This window comes from Pseudomonas sp. UF-293 (genome assembly GCF_058245595.1).
This window is the reverse complement of the sequence record NZ_JBSICA010000007.1, coordinates 16,183-33,708: the sequence shown is the minus strand read 5'-3', so window position 1 is coordinate 33,708 and position 17,526 is coordinate 16,183. Positions and strand designations below refer to the sequence as shown.

Below are 17,526 nucleotides of genomic sequence, written 5' to 3'. Positions count from 1 at the left end.
ATCAACGACTCACAGCAATCGCCTGGTTATTCATGATACGCGGAGTGAGAAATACCAGCAGCTCGGATTTTTTCTCCGAAACCACATCACGCCGGAAAAGGCGGCCAAGATACGGCACATCGCCAAGAAATGGCACCTTATCTACGACCTTGCTTTGAGTATTTGAAAAAACACCGCCGATTACGATGGTCTCGCCGTCATTTACCAGCACTTTGGCGTTGACCTCGTTTTTCTTGATCGGCGGCACATCCTGCACTTTGTTCAGGTAATCCGGCTCATCCTTGGTGACCTTGACCTCCATGATGATGCGGTTGTCCGGGGTGATCTGCGGGGTGACTTCCAGTGACAGCGAGGCCTCCTTGAACGACACCGACGTGGCGCCGCTGGAGCTGGCCTCCTGATACGGAATCTCGGTGCCTTTGAGGATTTTTGCGGTTTCCTTGTCCGAGGTGACCACCTTCGGCTGCGAGACAATTTCGCCGTTGCCGGTCTTTTCCATCGCCGTCAGTTCCAGATCCAGCAACACGTTGTCGGTGATGAATGCGATGCCGATCCCCGAGGTGTTGTTGACCGTGCCCATGTCGACGAACGGCGAGTTGGTGCCGGTGCTGCCCGGCGTACCGATGGTGCTCGACGAACCGTTGACCCCGGAGGCATTCCAGTTGCCCTTGTTCTGCACCGAACCGCCCCAGCGCACGCCCAGGCTCTTGTCGTAATCGACGTTGGCCTCAACGATGCGCGCCTCGATCATCACCTGGCGCACCGGAATATCCAGCTGCGCGACGATCCGCCGGAGTTCGTCGAGGCGATCCTGGGTCTGGTAGGCAATGATGTTGTTGGTCCGTTCATCGACGGTAATCGAACCGCGCTCGTCGACCTTGGCCTCGGCACTGGTCACCGACTGGAACAGCTTGGCGATGTCCGCCGCTTTCGCGTAATTGACTTGCAGCAGCTCACGACGCAGGGGCGCCAGCTCGGCGATCTGCTTCTGGGACTCCAGCTCCTGACGCTCGCGAGCGGCAATTTCATCGGCCGGCGCGACCAGCAGCACATTGCCGATCTTGCGCTTGTCCAAACCTTTGGTTTTCAGCACTAGATCCAGCGCCTGATCCCACGGCACGTTCTGCAGGCGCAACGTGATGCCGCCCTGCACCGTGTCGCTTGCCACGAGGTTGAGATTGGTGAAGTCCGCGATCAGTTGCAGCACCGAGCGCACGTCGATGTCCTGAAAATTCAGCGAGAGCTTGTCGCCGACATAGGCCTGACGGTCGGCGTTGCGCTTTTGCAGGTCGTCGATGCTCATGGGCCGAACGCTCACGGTGAGCTTGTTGTCGGTCTGGAACGTGGAGTAATCGAAGGTGCCGTTGGGCTCGACGCTGATCACCGTACGATCACCGGTGACCGCTGCGTTGACGAACTGCACCGGCGTGGCGAAGTCCTTGACGTCGAGGCGCACGCGCAGTTTTTCCGGCAGTTGCGTGCGGGCGAAACTGAGGATGATCTTGCCATCGTGCTCCTGAATATCCGGGGCGATGGTCGGATCAGAGAGGTCGATGACTACGTTGCCCTCGCCCTCGGTGCCGCGCTGGAAATCGACGCCGCGAATCGCCCGGCTTCGTTGCGCGGCTGGTCTGGCAGGTGCCGCAGCGGCCGTGGCCGCACGCGGTGCGACGGCGGCCGGGCGCGGCGCAGTAGTGGAGGCACCCTGGCCGACCACCACAAACAGATTATTGCCCTCGACCCGTGTGCTGTACGGCGCCAGCTGCGTCAGGCTGACGATCAGCCGGGTTCGATCCTTGGCTTCGGCCACCGTTGCCGTGCGCGCGTTGCCGCTGCCCAGATCAAGATTTCTGTTGGCCAACTGGCTGGTCACGCCCGGTAGATCCAGTGCAATGCGTGCCGGTGACTCGGTTGTGTAGCCCTTGGGCTGTGGTGGCGGGCCGTCAAAGGAGAGCTTCAGTTCGACGCGGTCACCCGGCAGCGCGGCAACATCCAGCGCTTTCAGACTGGCCGCCATTACCATCGGTGACACCAGCGCTATCCATAGCGAAAAACCGAGGGTGGAGAAAATCCTGTTCATTGTTCGACTTCCACTATGAGTGCTCTTTCAAAGGAATGGTGCGCGGCCGCTCCAGCCAGGCGCCAGCGCCGTCGGGCACGATTTCCACGACATCGACCTGGGTGGCGCTGATGGCGACGATTCGGCCGTCGTTGCGGCCCAGGTAGTCGCCGACCTTCAGGCGATGCACCCCGCCCGCGCCGCGCAACAGCGCAAACGAGCCCGAGGCATTGGCAATCGTGCCGACCATTTCGAACTGCTCGATATTGAACCCTTCAAGGTATTGCTTGACCCGGCTGGGGTCGGGTTTGACGTTGCGCGAGCCGTGCTTCTGCCCGGCCAGATCAACCCGTGCCTGCCGCGAAAACGGACTGCGCAGGTTGGCGGCGCTGTAAGTGAATGTGGGGTAAGACCGGAATGTCGGCGTTGGTTCAATCTTGCCCGCCGGGCGCAGGCGCACTTCGTTGAGGTAAGCGTCGAGGTCGCTGAAGTCATCGCCGCCACCGCAGCCGCCCAAGGCCAGCAGCATCGGCAGGACCAGATAACGAATCGGGGTCATTTCTCCAGCCCCTTGTCGTTATAGCGGTACGTCTTGGCAAGGATGCTCATGCGCAGCTTCGGCCCGCCTTCGGGGTTGGCCGGCGCCAGTTCGAAATCGTGCAGGGTGACGATGCGCGGAAGACCGGCAACACCGCTGACGAAGGTCGCAAGGTCGTGATAGGCGCCGGTTACGGTGATCTGGATCGGCAGCTCGATGTAGAACGGCTGGGTCACTTCCGGCAGCAGCTTGATTTCTTCGAATTCCAGACCGCTGCCCAAGCCTGTGCGGGTGATGTCTTCAAGCAGGCCCGGGACTTCGGTGTCGCTGGGCAATTGCCGCAGCAACACGCCGAAGGTGTTTTCCATTTGCTTCATTTGCTGGGTATAGAGCTCAAGGTTCGCCGACAGCCGCGCCTTGCTGGCGAACTGTTCCTTGAGCGTGGTTTCCTCCTCGCGCCTGAGGTCGAGCTGATTTTCCATATCGCTGATGAAGAAGTAATAGCCAAGCGCGAGGATCAACACCATCACCAGCGCACCGCACAGAGTCTTTACTGCCGGCGGCCAGGAGCCGATGTTACTGGTGTCGAGGTCGTTGAAATCGATATTGCGCAGGCTTTGCAGCCACTCGGAGCCTTTCATTGCTCGTCCTCCACAACCTTGGGCTGGGTCTGACGAACGGTCAGCTGGAAGACGTTGGCCTGTTCGACCTGATCAGCGCTGGTGGCCTTGACCTCATTCAGGCTCGGCGCGTCGAACCAGTCGGACGCATCAAGATTGCGCATCAGCTCGGAGACCCGGTTGTTCGACTCTGCCGCACCACTGATGGACAGGGTCTTGCCGGCCATTTTCACATCGGTGAAATACACGCCGTCCGGCAACGTACGCGCCAGTTGATCGAAGATCCGCCCGCTGATCTGCCGGTTGCCTTGCAGGTCCTGGATGATGCGCATGCGCTCGACCAGTTGCTGGCGGCGCGCCTTGAGCTCACTGATCTGCTTGATGCGTTCGTCGACCACGGCGATCTGTTTGCCGATGTAGTCATTGCGTGCCATCTGCCGCTCGATCGCTGCGCTGATGATCTGATCGGCAATCAGCACCGCGCCGATCGAACCGGCCAGCACGCCGATAAGCACCAGCAGAAAGCGTTTGCGCCGTTCTTCGCGACGCTCCTCGCGCCAGGGGAGAAGGTTGATCCGCGCCATCAGTCGAAACTCCTGAGCGCGAGCCCACAGGCGATCATCAACGCTGGCGCGTCACTGGCCAGCGCCCCGGCGTTGACCTTGCTGCCCAAAGCCATGTCGGCAAACGGGTTGGCCACCTGCGTCGGCGTGCTCAGGCGCTGTTCGATCAGACGATCGAGCCCGGGCACCGAAGCCGTGCCGCCGGCCAGCAGGATGTGATCGACCGCGTTGTACTGGCCGGAGGCGAAGAAGAACTGCAGCGAACGTGAAACCTGCTGCACCAGCGCCTCGCGAAATGGTTGCAAGACCTCGCTGACGTAATCGTCAGGCAGCCCGCCCTGCTTTTTCGCCAGGCCCGCCTGCTCGACAGTAAGGCCATAGCGGCGCTGGATCTCTTCGGTGAGCTGGCGTCCGCCAAACAGTTGCTCGCGGGTGTAGATGATCTTGCCGTTGTGCAGGACGCTGAGGGTGGTCATGGTCGCGCCGATGTCGACCACTGCGACGGTCAGGCGCTCCTGGGAGGCCGCCAGATGCGTCGCCAGCAGGCCAAACGAACGCTCCAGCGCGTAGGCCTCGACATCCACCACCCGCGCGGTCAGGCCGGCGAGCGCCAGCGCCGCTTCACGCACCTCGACGTTTTCCTTGCGACAGGCGGCAAGCAGCACGTTGACCCGTTCCGGGTTGCGCGGCGACACACCCTGGACTTCAAAGTCGATGGCGACTTCGTCCAGCGGATAGGGAATGTATTGGTCGGCCTCGATCTTGAGCTGGTTTTCCAGTTCGTCGTCGGAAAGCCCCGCGTCCATTTCGATGACCTTGGTGATCACCGCCGAACCGGCCACCGCCACCGCCACGCTTTTGACCCCGGTGCGCGCTTTGACCAGCAACCGGCTCAGCGCCTGACCGACGCCCTCAAGCTCGGCGATGTTCTTTTCGACCACGGCGTTCGCCGGCAACGGCTCCACCGCATAGGCCTCGACCCGGTAGCGCTCGCCCTGACGGCTCAGTTCCAGCAGCTTCACCGACGTGGAGCTGATGTCGATCCCCAGTAACGCATTGGTCTTTTTATTGAAGAGTCCCAGCACTACCAATTCCCTATGACTTTCCGTGAGTTACGGACTCTGTAATACGCATTGCGTTCCTTCACCCCCGTCTTGACAGAAGCGCCAATGACGCCTCCGACGGAAAAGTGCTTATAATGCCCAGCGATTTTTTCCGCTTTTTACTGCCCGCGCGGGTGGCTCTGTGTGTAACCGCAGCCCCGTGCCAAATTCATTCTTTGCCCTGGATGTCCAAAAGCCTTGATTCGTCTGCTGAAATTTTTCGGTTGGTCCATCGTCGCCGTTTTCTGCGGACTGCTCTTAGGTCTCAGCGGCGCCTTTCTTTACCTTAGTCCGGGTTTGCCGTCTGTGGAGGCGCTGAGAAGCATTCAGTTGCAGATTCCTCTGCGCGTCTACAGCAGCGACAACAAGTTGATCGCAGAATTTGGCGAAATGCGCCGTACACCGATCCGTTTCGCCGACATTCCGCCCAATTTCATCAATGCGTTACTAAGTGCTGAAGACGACAATTTTGCCAATCACTATGGCGTCGACCCGAGCAGCCTGATGCGCGCGGCGACCCAATTGGTCAAAAGCGGACACATTCAGTCCGGCGGCAGCACCATCACCATGCAGGTGGCGAAGAACTTCTTCCTCACCAGTGAGCGCAGCTTTTCGCGTAAAACCACAGAAATTCTCCTCGCCCTGCAGATCGAGCGGCAGCTGACCAAGGACGAGATCCTTGAGCTGTACGTCAACAAGATCTATCTGGGCAACCGCGCCTACGGCATCGAGGCGGCGGCGCAGGTGTATTACGGCAAATCGATCCGTGACGTCAGCCTGGCGCAAATGGCGATGATCGCCGGCCTGCCGAAAGCGCCGTCGCGCTTCAACCCGCTGGCCAACCCGGCGCGCAGCAAAGAGCGCCGCGACTGGATCCTCGGGCGCATGTACAAGCTGGGCAAGATCAGCGAGGCCGACTACACAGCGGCGATCAACGAGCCGCTGAACGCCAGCTACCACGTGCCGACACCGGAAGTGAACGCACCGTACATCGCCGAAATGGCCCGCGCTGAAATGGTCGGTCGTTATGGCAGCGACGCCTACACCGAAGGTTTCCGCGTCACTACCACAGTGCCGAGCAATCTGCAGGAAATGGCCAACACCGCGCTGCACGAAGGTTTGATGACCTACGATCAGCGCCACGGCTACCGTGGCCCCGAGTCGCGCCTGCCGGGCAAGACCCGCGAAGCCTGGGCCACCGAGCTGACCAAACAGCGCACCATCAGCAGCCTGGAACCTGCGATCGTCACCCAAGTCGATAAAACCGGCCTGCAAGTGTTGACCCGCACCGGTGAAGAGCACGTTGCCTGGGATACGATGAAATGGGCGCGACCGTTCCTCAACACCAACAGCATGGGCGCCAACCCGCGCCAGCCGTCGGATGTGGCGCAGGTCGGTGATCTGATTCGCGTGCAGCGCCAGACAGACAATTCGCTGAAATTCAGCCAGATTCCGCAGGCTCAGGGCGCGCTGGTGTCGCTCGATCCGCAGAACGGTGCGATCCGTTCGCTGGTCGGCGGTTTCGCCTTCGAGCAGAGCAACTACAACCGCGCGATGCAGGCCAAGCGTCAGCCTGGCTCGAGCTTCAAGCCGTTCGTTTATAGCGCCGCACTGGATAACGGTTACACCGCCGCCACCCTGGTCAACGATGCGCCGATCGTGTTCGTCGACGAGTACCTGGACAAGGTTTGGCGACCGAAGAACGACACCAACACCTTCCTCGGCCCGATCCGCCTGCGTGAAGCGCTGTACAAGTCGCGCAACCTGGTATCGATCCGTTTGCTGCAGGCCATGGGCGTGGGCAAGACCATCGACTACATCACCCGCTTCGGCTTCAACAAGCAGGACCTGCCGCCGAACCTGTCGCTGGCACTCGGTACCGCGACGCTGACGCCGATGGAAATCGCCACCGGCTGGAGCACCTTCGCCAACGGCGGCTACAAGATCACCCCGTACATCATCGACAAGATCGAAAGTCGTAACGGCGACACGCTGTTCGTCGCCAATCCGCCGACCGTGCCACAGGGTGGTTCGGCGACCGACGGTATCGCTGCGCCGCCCACCGAGTCGTTTACGGTCAACGCCACTCCGGTTGCCGGTGAAGCGCCGGGCAACCCGGCAGTACCGCAAGCGCCGGCCGTGGCCGAGCGGATTGTCGATGGGCGTACCACCTACATCCTCAACAGCATGCTGCAGGACGTAATCAAACTCGGCACCGGCCGGCGCGCACTGGCCATGGGCCGCAGCGATATCGCCGGGAAAACCGGTACCACCAACGAATCGAAAGATGCCTGGTTCTCCGGCTACAACGCCGACTACGTGACCACGGTATGGACCGGTTTCGACCAGCCGGAAAGCCTCGGCCGCCGTGAGTTCGGCGGCACCGTGGCGCTGCCGATCTGGATGAATTACATGTCCGCCGCGCTGAAAGACAAGCCGCCGCATGTGCAGCCTGAGCCGGAAGGCTTGCTCAGCCTGCGGGTGGATCCGGTCAGTGGCCGCGCCGCGACGCCGAGCACGCCGGGCGCGTATTTCGAACTGTTCAAGGCTGAAGACACGCCGCCTTCGGTGAACGAGCTGGGCAACGGCGCAGTGCCAGGCAGCCCGCTGCCGGCAGACGAGCAGGCGCCGATCGATCTGTTCTAGGGGAGCAGCTGCAAGCGCCAAGCTACAAGCGGCAAGCAAAAGCGCGAACGATGCACGCTTGTAGCTTGCAGCTTGCAGCCCATAAAAAAACCCAGCACCAGGCTGGGTTTTTTTATGGACGGCTGCTTTCAACCGTTGAACACGTCATCCACGCTTTTCAGCGGGTAGTTCTTCGGATACGGCAGGGTGGCCACGCCGGTCTCGATCGCGGCCTTGGCCACGGCGTCGGAGATCAGAGTGATCAGGCGCTTGTCCATTGGCTTCGGAATGATGTACTCACGGCCGAATTCCAGCGGAGCACCGCCGTAGGCATCGCACACGTCCTGTGGAACAGGCAGTTTGGCCAGTTCGCGCAGGGCGTTGGCTGCGGCGACTTTCATTTCTTCGTTGATGCGTTTGGCGCGAACGTCCAGGGCACCACGGAAGATGAACGGGAAGCCCAGTACGTTGTTGACCTGGTTCGGGTAGTCCGAACGGCCGGTGGCCATGATCACGTCGCTACGGGTGGCGTGCGCCAGTTCCGGGGAGATTTCCGGATCCGGGTTGGAGCAGGCGAACACGATCGGGTTGGCCGCCATGGACAGCAGGCCTTCGGCGCTCAGCAGGTTCGGACCGGACAGACCGACGAACACGTCAGCGCCTGCCAGTGCGTCAGCCAGGGTGCGCTTCTCGGTAGCGTGGGCGAACACGGCTTTGTACTGGTTCAGGTCATCACGGCCGGAGTGGATCACGCCGGTACGGTCAACCATGAAGATGTTTTCGATGCGAGCGCCCATGCTCACCAGCAATTTCATGCAGGAGATGGCGGCAGCACCGGCACCGAGGCAGACGATTTTCGCTTCCGGCAGGGTTTTGCCAGCGATTTCCAGGGCGTTGATCATGCCGGCAGCGGTCACGATCGCGGTGCCGTGCTGGTCATCGTGGAACACCGGAATATCGCACTGCTCGATCAGAGCGCGTTCGATCTCAAAGCACTCTGGCGCCTTGATGTCTTCCAGGTTGATGCCACCGAAGGTGATGGAGATGCGCTTGACGGTGTCGATGAAGGCTTGCGGGCTTTCCGAATCGACTTCGATGTCGAATACGTCGATGCCGGCGAAGCGCTTGAACAGCACGCCTTTGCCTTCCATCACAGGTTTGGAAGCCAGTGGGCCGAGGTTGCCCAGGCCGAGAATCGCGGTGCCGTCGGAAATGACTGCCACCAGGTTGCCCTTGCCGGTGTATTTGTAGGCCAGTTCAGGATCGCGAGCGATCTCGCGCACTGGTTCAGCTACGCCGGGGCTGTAGGCCAGCGACAGGTCGCGGGCGGTAGCAGTGGCCTTGGTGAGCTCGACACTCAGCTTCCCCGGACGAGGATTGGCGTGGTATTCGAGAGCGGCAGTTTTCAGATCAGACATTTTGGCATTCCGCTTTTTTACTGTTGGACAGACTGGTCAGCGAGGATACGCGCCTCGCAAAGTCCCCACAAGACTGGGCAGTCACCGCTGTCAAGCGCCCTGCCCTACGACTTTGGGCCAAGAGCCACGGCGCACAAGGGCTGGACTGTTCACAATCAACCGTAAAAATGTCTACAATTTTTCTTCAGCGCGGCACGTGCAGCATCGAAGGATCGGTCAACGGCAGCAACCAGCGCGGCTGACCTTTTTGCAAACCCGCGCGCCGGGAGCGGTCTACCACCCAACCGCGCGCCTCGATCTGCTTGCCTTTCAACGCTTGCAAGCCAGCGTTGTCAAATTCTCCGAGTAGATTGGGTGCAACCCGCAATACAAGCGCGTCCTGCAACTCGATCCAGATTCCGCCGCGATTGCGCTGCACCTTGCTCACCCGACCGCTGACTACGGCGAAGCCCGAACGCTGGATCTGCTGCGCGTTCTGTACCGGCGATTGCCGCCAGACACCAAGCCCGGCCTGTCGCGCACTGCGTTCGGCGGCCTGCTGGCAGGCGACAAGATCGACGTTCGGCGCCACGGCGACCTGAAAACCCAGGCCAGCGGCAAGCATCTGCGCTTCGAGATTGGCACCGCTGACGCTGTAGACATGCGCCAGCGTACGCCCGTAATGGTCTTTCGCCTGCTTGCCAGGCCGCAGACCGACCCGGCCGCCGCTGTCATCGACCAGCGCCTGCAGGTGTTTACGCGCCGCAACGGCGAACGGTTCGGCGCTGCGACCCTGCTTGCCCAGTTCCGGCGTATTGAGGCCGATCATGCGCACGCTGCGGCCATCGCTCAGGCGCAGCGTGTCGCCATCGACCACCCGCTGCACGGAAACGCTGGCCAGCCCTGCGGGTGCCGGACAAAAGGCCTGGGCGGCGGACAGCCAAATCGCAGACACAAAAAAGGCGCCCGCAAGGGACGCCTTTTTCATCAGTCTGGAGAAGTCGAAGCGACCTTCCAAAATGATCAGCCTCAGGCTTTTTTGCCGACGCCGAAAGTAGCGAAACGGTCTGCGAACTTCTGCACACGGCCGCCGGTGTCCAGAGTCTTCTGCTTACCGGTGTAGAACGGGTGGCATTCGTTGCAAACGTCGATCGCCAGGGCTTTGCCGTAGGTCGAACGAGTTTCGAACTTGTTACCGCAGCTGCAGGTAACAGCGATTTCCGGGTAGTTCGGATGGATTTCGGCTTTCATGGTGTCTTCCTCAGGCTAGCGTGCCGCCACCCAACACTATTGTTGAATACCGCACGTAATTAGGCCGCGGATTCTACCAGACCTTTTCAATCACGCAAGCTGTCACCGAGACCGACCGTCTGCTAGGCTCCCGGCCTTGAACGCACTTCCCTGTGGGAGCGAGCCTGCTCGCCAAGGCGCCACGGCAGTCGACACATGTGTTGCCTGACCCACCGCCTTCGCGAGCAGGCTCGCTCCCACAGGTCATGCATATCCGATCATTTTGCGTATCGAGATCCCCCCGCGTGCCCGACGCCATTCTGCGCCTTGCCCTGCCTTCGCCTCTGCGCCGCCTGTTCGATTACCGGGCGCCGGCCGGGGTGCGGCGCGAGCAATTGCAGCCGGGCATGCGCCTGCGGGTGCCGTTCGGCCGGCGCGAGATGATCGGGATTCTGATCGAGATCACCGACACCAGCGAAGTGCCAGCGGAAAAACTCAAACCGGCGCTGGCCCTGCTCGACACGACATCGCCGCTGCCGCCAGCGCTGTTCAAGCTGTGCCTGTGGACGGCGCAGTACTACCAGCACAGCCTCGGCGACACCTTGAACTGGGCCCTGCCGGTGCTGCTGCGCCAGGGCGAGCTGGCCGAGGCCAGACAGGAGCGCTTTTGGTCGATTGCCCCGGGCGCCAGCGTCGACGACCCTCGGGTCGCCCGTGCGCCACGCCAGCGCGAGGCGCTGACCACGCTGGCCCAGCATCCCCACGGCGTGGCGCATCAGTTGCTGAGCAAACTGATGCTGAGCAAGGACAGTCTCGATCTGCTGCTGGCCAAGGGGCTGGTGCAGGTCGAAATCCGCCGCCACGCCCCCGGCGTTCGCCATGAACACTGGCTGGCGCAACCGGAGCTGCCGCTCAACAGCGAACAGCGTGCGGCGTATGAAGCGATTCGCGCTGGCTTCGACAGCTATCACGCCTTCCTGTTGGCCGGCGTCACCGGTAGCGGCAAGACCGAAGTCTATCTGCAGCTGATCCGCGAAACCCTTGAGGCCGGCAAACAGGCCCTGGTGCTGATCCCGGAGATCAACCTCGGCCCGCAGACCCTGGCGCGCTTCGAACAGCGTTTCAACGCGCGCATCGCCCTGCTGCACTCGGCAGTGAATGATCGCGAACGCCTGGACGCGTGGCTTGCCGCCCGTGATGGCGAGGCCGACATTATTATCGGCACCCGTTCGGCGCTGTTCACGCCGATGAAAAATCCCGGGCTGATCATCATCGACGAAGAACACGACGGCTCCTATAAACAGCAGGAAGGCTTGCGCTACCACGCCCGCGATCTGGCGCTGGTGCGCGCGCGGCAGGAAAATATCCCGATCGTCCTCGGTTCCGCCACACCGTCGCTGGAGAGCCTGCACAACGCTTACACCGGGCGCTACGGCCTGCTGCGCCTGAACGAACGCGCCGGCGGCGCCAAGCAACCGCGCTTTCTGCGTCTGGATGTGAAAAGCCGTCCGCTCGACAGTGGTATTTCCGGGCCGATGCAGCAAGCCATCGGCCAGACCCTCGCCAACGGCCAGCAAGTGCTGGTGTTCCTCAACCGTCGCGGCTTTGCCCCGACCCTGCTCTGTCACGATTGCGGCTGGATGTCCGAGTGCTCGCGTTGCGATGCGCGCATGACCGTGCACCAGCGTTACGGTGAATTGCGCTGCCACCATTGCGGCAACGTCGAGCGCACGCCGCGCCAGTGTCCGAAGTGCAGCAAGGTCGATCTGCGCCCGGTCGGTGCCGGTACTGAACGCGCCGAAGAACGCTTGGCGATTCTGTTTCCGGATTACCCGGTGCTGCGTGTCGATCGTGACAGCACTTCGCGCAAGGACGCGATGAATCAGCTGTTCGCGACAATCCAGAAAGGCCAGCCGTGCATTCTGGTCGGCACGCAGATGTTGGCCAAGGGGCACCATTTCCCACGGGTGACGCTGGTGTCGATTCTGGATGCCGACGGCGGCCTGTTCTCCGGCGACTTCCGCGCCAGCGAGCGCATGGCGCAGTTGATCGTGCAGGTCGCCGGGCGCGCCGGACGGGCTGAGGAACCGGGCAGGGTGATCATCCAGACACACCTCGCCGACCACCCTTTATTGGTGCAACTGACCGAGCAGGGTTACTTCGCCTTCGCCGAACAAGCCTTGAGCGAGCGCCGCGCGGCCGGGTTGCCGCCGTTCGCCCATCTGGCGCTGTTGCGCGCCGAGGCGCACAAGCCGGGGCAGGCCGAAGGTTTTCTCGATGAAGCGTGCAGCGAGGCCGAACGCCTGCTGGCTGAATTGAATCTGAGCGGCATCGAGTTGCTCGGGCCGGTGCCGGCGCCGATGGAGCGCCGTGCCGGGCGTTATCGCGCGCAACTGTTGTTGCAGGCGACTGCGCGGGCACCGTTGCACCGCTTGCTGGCCAGCTGGATGCTGGTGCTGGAGCAGATGCCGGGCGGGCGGGCGGTGCGCTGGTCGCTGGATGTTGATCCGGTGGATCTGTATTGAGCTGAAGATCGCTTTCGCGAGCAGGCTCGCTCCCACAGTGGATCAGCGCCGTACATACGTTGTGGGTCCTGCGCAAAACCTTGTGGGAGCGAGCCTGCTCGCGAAAGCGGACTTTTTGTCACCACATATCCACATCCTGCCTGCTAAGGTTGGCAAGCCCGTCTTCGCAACGGATAATGCCCAGTTTTTCCACCCGCGCATCGATGCGCCCGCCGCGCTTGCGGTCGAAAGAGAAGACCATGAAAGACACCATTCGCCAGCTGATCCAGCAAGCCCTCACCCAACTCGTCAACGAAGGTGTGTTGCCTGAAGGCCTGACGCCGGCGATCCAGGTGGAGAACGCCCGCGACAAGACCCACGGCGACTTCGCCAGCAACATCGCCATGATGCTGGCCAAGCCTGCCGGCATGAAGCCACGCGATCTGGCGGAGAAAATCATCGCCGCCCTGCCCGCTGACGAAAACGTCACCAAGGCCGAAATCGCCGGCCCGGGCTTCATCAATTTCTTCCAGAACACCCAGGCCCTGGCCTCGCGCCTCGACGCCGCACTGGCCGACGCCCATGTCGGCGTGCGCAAGGCCGGCCCGGCGCAGCGAACCGTGGTCGACCTGTCGGCACCGAACCTGGCCAAAGAGATGCACGTCGGCCACTTGCGTTCGACCATCATCGGTGACGGTGTAGCCCGCGTGCTTGAGTTCCTCGGCGACCAAGTGATCCGCCAGAACCACGTCGGCGACTGGGGCACTCAGTTCGGCATGCTGATGGCTTATTTGCAGGAAAACCCGATCACCAGCGACGAGCTGTCCGATCTGGAAAACTTCTACCGTGCGGCCAAGCAGCGTTTCGACGAGTCCGAAGAGTTCGCCGACCGCGCCCGTGGCCTGGTGGTCAAGTTGCAGGCTGGCGATGCCGAATGCCTGGCGCTGTGGACCCGCTTCAAGGACATCTCGCTGTCGCACTGCCAGAAGATTTACGAACTGCTCAACGTCAAACTGACCATGGCCGACGTCATGGGCGAAAGCGCCTACAACGACGATCTGATCAACGTGGTCAACGATCTCAAGGCTGCGGGCATGCTGGTCGAGAGCAACGGCGCCCAATGCGTGTTCCTCGACGAGTTCAAGAACGCCGATGGCGACCCGCTGCCGGTGATCATCGTCAAGGCTGACGGCGGCTACCTGTACGCCACCACTGACCTCGCCGCCGTGCGTTACCGCAGCGGCAAGCTCAAGGCTGATCGCGCGCTGTATTTCGTCGACCAGCGTCAGGCCCTGCACTTCCAGCAGGTCTTCGCGGTGGCGCGCAAGGCCGGTTTCGTCACCCATCCGATGGAAATGGAACACATGGGTTTCGGCACCATGAACGGCGCCGATGGCCGTCCGTTCAAGACCCGTGATGGCGGCACCGTGAAGCTGATCGATCTGCTCACCGAAGCCCAGGAACGCGCCTACAACCTGGTGAAAGAGAAGAACCCGACCCTGGCCGAAGACGAGTTGCGCAACATCGCCAAGGTCGTCGGCATCGGCGCGGTGAAATACGCCGACCTGTCCAAGCATCGCACCAGCGACTACAGCTTCAACTTCGACCTGATGCTCAACTTTGAAGGCAACACCGCGCCGTATCTGCTGTACGCCTACACCCGCGTGGCCGGTGTGTTCCGTAAACTGGGCAAGGACTTCAGCGAAGTCGACGGCCAGATCGTCCTCGAAGCGGCGCACGAGCAAGAGCTGGCGGCGAAACTGGCGCAGTTCGGCGAAGTGCTGAACAACGTGGCTGAAAAAGGCACGCCGCACATTCTCTGCACCTACCTGTACGACGTCGCCGGCCTGTTTTCCAGTTTCTACGAAAACTGCCCGATCCTCGCCGCCGACACCCCGGCGCAGATGCAGAGTCGTCTGCGTCTGGCCGCACTGACCGGTCGCACCCTCAAGCAAGGCCTGGAGCTGTTGGGTCTGGAAACTCTGGAGCGTATGTAAGTTGGCTGCCAAGAAAAAACCTGCACCCAAGCGCGGCGCCAGCCGCTATCAGGCCCCGGCGAAGCAACCGATTCCGGGCTGGCTGTGGATGGCCATCGGCCTGACCGTCGGCGCCTTCATCGTGTTTCTGATGAAACTGGAACCGGGCAAGGGCAGCGACACGGTCAAGCGCGAGAAGGTCGAACAGCAGCAGAAAGCGTCGAAGATCGCTGAGGCGAACAAGACCCCGCCGAGCCCGACGCAACCGGTGAAACCGAAGTACGACTTCTACACCTTGCTGCCGGAATCGGAAGTGATCGTGCCGCCGGACGCGGTACCGGAGAAGACCCTGCCGACGCCGCAAGTGCCGGCCATCCCGACCACGCCGGTGACCCCGGCCGAAGCTGCGAAGATCGACACGGCGCGGGCGCAGGCGGCCCTGGCCGGGATTACGCCGCCGCCAGCACCACCGGTGAGCAAGGCCGCGCCAGTGACCAAGTTCTTCTTGCAGGCCGGTTCGTTCCGCAAGGAAACCGATGCTGACAAGGTACGTGCGCAGATCATTCTGCTCGGCCAAGCCGTGGCGGTGGAGTCCGGCACGGTCAAGGATGAAACCTGGTATCGCGTGCTGGTCGGCCCGTTCAGCAACCGTGAACAACTGACCACTGCGCAGAAACAACTGGCTGGTGCGGGCTTCAGCAACCTGCTGTTACAACAACGCCAAAGCCGCTGATTCCCTCCCACACGGGCGCCACAAATCCCCTGTAGGAGCTGCCGAAGGCTGCGATCTTTTGATTTTGTTTCAGATCAAGATCAAAAGATCGCAGCCTTCGGCAGCTCCTACAGGGGGTCGCCGTTCGTCCCTCCGCACCCTCCCCGGTTGAAATCCCCTCCAGCACCCCCATATGAATGGGCATAAGGCATTTTCGCCCCGCTGCGTGGAGACTCTTCCCTTGACCACCATCGTTTCAGTCCGCCGCCACGGCAAAGTCGTCATGGGCGGCGACGGCCAGGTTTCTCTCGGCAACACCGTGATGAAAGGCAACGCCAAAAAGGTCCGTCGCCTGTACCACGGCCAGGTCATCGCCGGTTTCGCCGGTGCCACCGCCGACGCCTTCACCCTGTTCGAACGTTTCGAAGGCCAGCTCGAAAAACATCAGGGCCACCTGATCCGCGCCGCCGTCGAACTCGCCAAAGAATGGCGCACCGACCGCTCCCTGAGCCGCCTCGAAGCGATGCTCGCGGTCGCCAACAAGGACGCCTCGCTGATCATCACCGGCAACGGTGACGTGGTCGAACCCGAAGATGGCCTGATCGCCATGGGTTCCGGCGGCGCCTACGCGCAAGCCGCCGCCAGCGCCCTCCTGAAAAAGACCGACCTGTCGGCGCGCGAGATCGTCGAAACCGCTCTCGGCATCGCTGGCGACATCTGTGTATTCACCAACCACACCCAGACCATTGAGGAGCAGGATCTCGCTGAATAAGCCTGTTGCGGCCCATGTGCCACGGCTTGTTTCTGCTTGAGGACCGTCAATTACTATGTCCATGACTCCCCGCGAAATCGTCCACGAACTCAACCGCCATATCATCGGCCAGGACGATGCCAAGCGCGCCGTCGCGATTGCCCTGCGCAACCGCTGGCGCCGCATGCAGCTGCCTGAAGAGCTGCGCGTTGAGGTGACCCCGAAGAACATCCTGATGATCGGCCCGACCGGTGTCGGTAAAACCGAGATCGCCCGTCGCCTGGCGAAACTGGCCAATGCGCCGTTCATCAAGGTCGAAGCGACCAAATTCACCGAGGTCGGCTACGTCGGCCGCGACGTCGAGTCGATCATCCGTGATCTGGCCGATGCCGCGATCAAGATGCTCCGCGAACAGGAAATGACCCGCGTACGCCACCGCGCCGAAGACGCTGCCGAGGACCGCATCCTCGACGCGTTGCTGCCGCCGGCACGCATGGGCTTCAGCAACGAAGAAGCGCCGAGCTCCGATTCCAATACTCGTCAGCTGTTCCGCAAGCGCCTGCGCGAAGGTCAGCTGGACGACAAGGAAATCGAGATCGAAGTCGCCGAAGTCTCCGGCATCGAGATTGCCACGCCGCCGGGCATGGAAGAGATGACCAACCAGTTGCAATCGCTGTTTGCCAACATGGGCAAGGGCAAGAAGAAGTCGCGCAAGCTCAAGGTCAAGGAAGCACTGAAACTGGTGCGTGATGAAGAAGCCGGGCGTCTGGTCAACGAAGAAGAGCTGAAGGCCAAGGCGCTGGAAGCGGTCGAGCAGCACGGCATCGTCTTCATCGACGAAATCGACAAGGTCGCCAAGCGCGGCAATGTCGGCGGCGCCGATGTCTCCCGTGAAGGCGTACAGCGCGACCTGCTGCCGCTGATCGAAGGCTGCACCGTCAACACCAAGCTGGGCATGGTCAAGACCGACCACATCCTGTTCATCGCATCCGGCGCCTTCCACCTGAGCAAGCCGAGCGATCTGGTGCCGGAGCTGCAAGGCCGTCTGCCGATCCGCGTAGAACTCAAGGCGCTGAGCCCGGAAGACTTCGAGCGCATCCTCAGCGAACCGCATGCTTCGCTCACCGAGCAATATTGCGCGCTGCTGAAGACCGAAGGCCTGAACATCCAGTTCCAGCCCGAGGGCATCAAGCGTCTGGCGGAGATCGCCTGGCAGGTCAACGAGAAAACCGAGAACATCGGCGCCCGTCGCCTGCACACTCTGCTTGAGCGCCTGCTCGAAGAGGTGTCGTTCAGCGCCGGCGACCTGGCCAGCGCCCACGATGACAAGGCGATTCTGATCGACGCCGACTACGTCAACAGCCACCTCGGCGAATTGGCGCAGAACGAAGATCTGTCCCGTTACATTCTGTAGAGCGGCAAGCTACAAGCTACAAGCGGCAAGCTGA

The 17,526-nt window shown here is 61.7% G+C and carries 15 protein-coding genes; 6 read left to right on the top strand and 9 right to left on the bottom strand.

Translation table 11 applies throughout. The features are described from left to right. Position 1 precedes the first annotated feature (1 nt). From AC4IHP_RS10210 to AC4IHP_RS10190, 5 genes are read right to left on the bottom strand one after another with little or no spacing between them, the layout of a single operon-like run. Positions 2–2,080: a type IV pilus secretin PilQ gene (locus tag AC4IHP_RS10210; RefSeq protein ID WP_490831618.1), complete on the bottom strand. Its 2,079-nt coding sequence runs from the start codon at positions 2,078–2,080 to the stop codon at positions 2–4. A gap of 13 nt (positions 2,081–2,093) precedes the next feature. Next, the gene (locus AC4IHP_RS10205) at positions 2,094–2,618 is read right to left on the bottom strand and encodes a pilus assembly protein PilP (protein ID WP_490831617.1); all 525 of its coding nucleotides are present in this window, start codon (positions 2,616–2,618) and stop codon (positions 2,094–2,096) included. Next, a complete protein-coding gene (gene pilO, locus AC4IHP_RS10200; protein WP_490831616.1) occupies positions 2,615–3,238 on the bottom strand; it encodes a type 4a pilus biogenesis protein PilO in 624 nt (207 codons plus the stop codon). The genes AC4IHP_RS10205 and pilO overlap by 4 nt, the downstream gene beginning before the upstream one ends. After that, positions 3,235–3,801, bottom strand: a complete 567-nt coding sequence (locus tag AC4IHP_RS10195) for a PilN domain-containing protein (protein WP_423521834.1) — start codon at positions 3,799–3,801, stop codon at positions 3,235–3,237. Before AC4IHP_RS10195 ends, pilO begins: the two co-directional genes overlap by 4 nt. Beyond that, a complete protein-coding gene (locus AC4IHP_RS10190; RefSeq protein WP_490831615.1) occupies positions 3,801–4,865 on the bottom strand; it encodes a pilus assembly protein PilM in 1,065 nt (354 codons plus the stop codon). The genes AC4IHP_RS10195 and AC4IHP_RS10190 overlap by 1 nt, the downstream gene beginning before the upstream one ends. Before the next feature lie 219 nt (positions 4,866–5,084). On the opposite strand from AC4IHP_RS10190, the gene AC4IHP_RS10185 reads away from it, so the two are divergent. Next, positions 5,085–7,529 (top strand): penicillin-binding protein 1A, encoded by a 2,445-nt coding sequence (locus AC4IHP_RS10185; protein ID WP_490831699.1) that lies wholly within the window; start codon positions 5,085–5,087, stop codon positions 7,527–7,529. Positions 7,530–7,657: 128 nt separating this feature from the next. Here AC4IHP_RS10185 and AC4IHP_RS10180 read toward each other — a convergent pair whose 3' ends face one another. From AC4IHP_RS10180 to rpmE, 3 genes are all read right to left on the bottom strand, one after another. Further along, entirely contained in the window at positions 7,658–8,926 is a 1,269-nt protein-coding gene (locus tag AC4IHP_RS10180) for a malic enzyme-like NAD(P)-binding protein (protein ID WP_016772053.1), read from the bottom strand. A 184-nt stretch (positions 8,927–9,110) separates the two neighbouring features. Next, complete coding sequence (locus tag AC4IHP_RS10175) at positions 9,111–9,893, bottom strand: thermonuclease family protein (protein ID WP_490831698.1); 783 nt, start codon at positions 9,891–9,893, stop codon at positions 9,111–9,113. 41 nt (positions 9,894–9,934) lie between these two features. After that, positions 9,935–10,156 carry a 50S ribosomal protein L31 gene (gene rpmE / locus AC4IHP_RS10170; RefSeq protein ID WP_016772055.1) on the bottom strand — a complete coding sequence of 74 codons (222 nt, stop codon included), beginning with the start codon at positions 10,154–10,156 and terminating at the stop codon, positions 9,935–9,937. A gap of 284 nt (positions 10,157–10,440) precedes the next feature. Here rpmE and AC4IHP_RS10165 point away from each other — a divergent pair, with 284 nt between their 5' ends. Further along, positions 10,441–12,660, top strand: coding sequence for a primosomal protein N' (locus AC4IHP_RS10165; protein WP_490831614.1), 2,220 nt, complete (start codon positions 10,441–10,443; stop codon positions 12,658–12,660). 118 nt (positions 12,661–12,778) lie between these two features. Here the strand turns inward: AC4IHP_RS10165 and AC4IHP_RS10160 are convergent, their stop codons facing one another. After that, positions 12,779–12,901: a hypothetical protein gene (locus tag AC4IHP_RS10160; RefSeq protein ID WP_016772057.1), complete on the bottom strand. Its 123-nt coding sequence runs from the start codon at positions 12,899–12,901 to the stop codon at positions 12,779–12,781. On the opposite strand from AC4IHP_RS10160, the gene argS reads away from it, so the two are divergent. From argS to hslU, 4 genes are all read left to right on the top strand, one after another. Further along, a complete protein-coding gene (argS, locus tag AC4IHP_RS10155) occupies positions 12,900–14,636 on the top strand; it encodes an arginine--tRNA ligase (protein WP_490831613.1) in 1,737 nt (578 codons plus the stop codon). The two genes, AC4IHP_RS10160 and argS, sit on opposite strands and share 2 nt — an antisense overlap. A gap of 1 nt (position 14,637) precedes the next feature. Continuing rightward, on the top strand, positions 14,638–15,348 hold the full coding sequence (locus tag AC4IHP_RS10150; protein ID WP_016772059.1) for an SPOR domain-containing protein: 711 nt from the start codon (positions 14,638–14,640) through the stop codon (positions 15,346–15,348). Positions 15,349–15,568: 220 nt separating this feature from the next. Next, the gene (gene hslV / locus AC4IHP_RS10145; protein WP_007968352.1) at positions 15,569–16,099 is read left to right on the top strand and encodes an ATP-dependent protease subunit HslV; all 531 of its coding nucleotides are present in this window, start codon (positions 15,569–15,571) and stop codon (positions 16,097–16,099) included. A 55-nt stretch (positions 16,100–16,154) separates the two neighbouring features. Continuing rightward, the gene (hslU, locus tag AC4IHP_RS10140) at positions 16,155–17,492 is read left to right on the top strand and encodes an ATP-dependent protease ATPase subunit HslU (protein WP_016772060.1); all 1,338 of its coding nucleotides are present in this window, start codon (positions 16,155–16,157) and stop codon (positions 17,490–17,492) included. Positions 17,493–17,526 lie beyond the last annotated feature (34 nt).

Coding starts and splice junctions, on each gene's coding strand:
- AC4IHP_RS10210 (WP_490831618.1), bottom strand. CDS start 2,080: ATGAACAGGATTTTCTCCACCCTCGGTTTTTCGCTATGGATAGCGCTG.
- AC4IHP_RS10205 (WP_490831617.1), bottom strand. CDS start 2,618: ATGACCCCGATTCGTTATCTGGTCCTGCCGATGCTGCTGGCCTTGGGC.
- pilO (WP_490831616.1), bottom strand. CDS start 3,238: ATGAAAGGCTCCGAGTGGCTGCAAAGCCTGCGCAATATCGATTTCAAC.
- AC4IHP_RS10195 (WP_423521834.1), bottom strand. CDS start 3,801: ATGGCGCGGATCAACCTTCTCCCCTGGCGCGAGGAGCGTCGCGAAGAA.
- AC4IHP_RS10180 (WP_016772053.1), bottom strand. CDS start 8,926: ATGTCTGATCTGAAAACTGCCGCTCTCGAATACCACGCCAATCCTCGT.
- AC4IHP_RS10175 (WP_490831698.1), bottom strand. CDS start 9,893: ATGAAAAAGGCGTCCCTTGCGGGCGCCTTTTTTGTGTCTGCGATTTGG.
- rpmE (WP_016772055.1), bottom strand. CDS start 10,156: ATGAAAGCCGAAATCCATCCGAACTACCCGGAAATCGCTGTTACCTGC.
- argS (WP_490831613.1), top strand. CDS start 12,900: ATGAAAGACACCATTCGCCAGCTGATCCAGCAAGCCCTCACCCAACTC.
- AC4IHP_RS10160 (WP_016772057.1), bottom strand. CDS start 12,901: ATGGTCTTCTCTTTCGACCGCAAGCGCGGCGGGCGCATCGATGCGCGG.
- hslU (WP_016772060.1), top strand. CDS start 16,155: ATGTCCATGACTCCCCGCGAAATCGTCCACGAACTCAACCGCCATATC.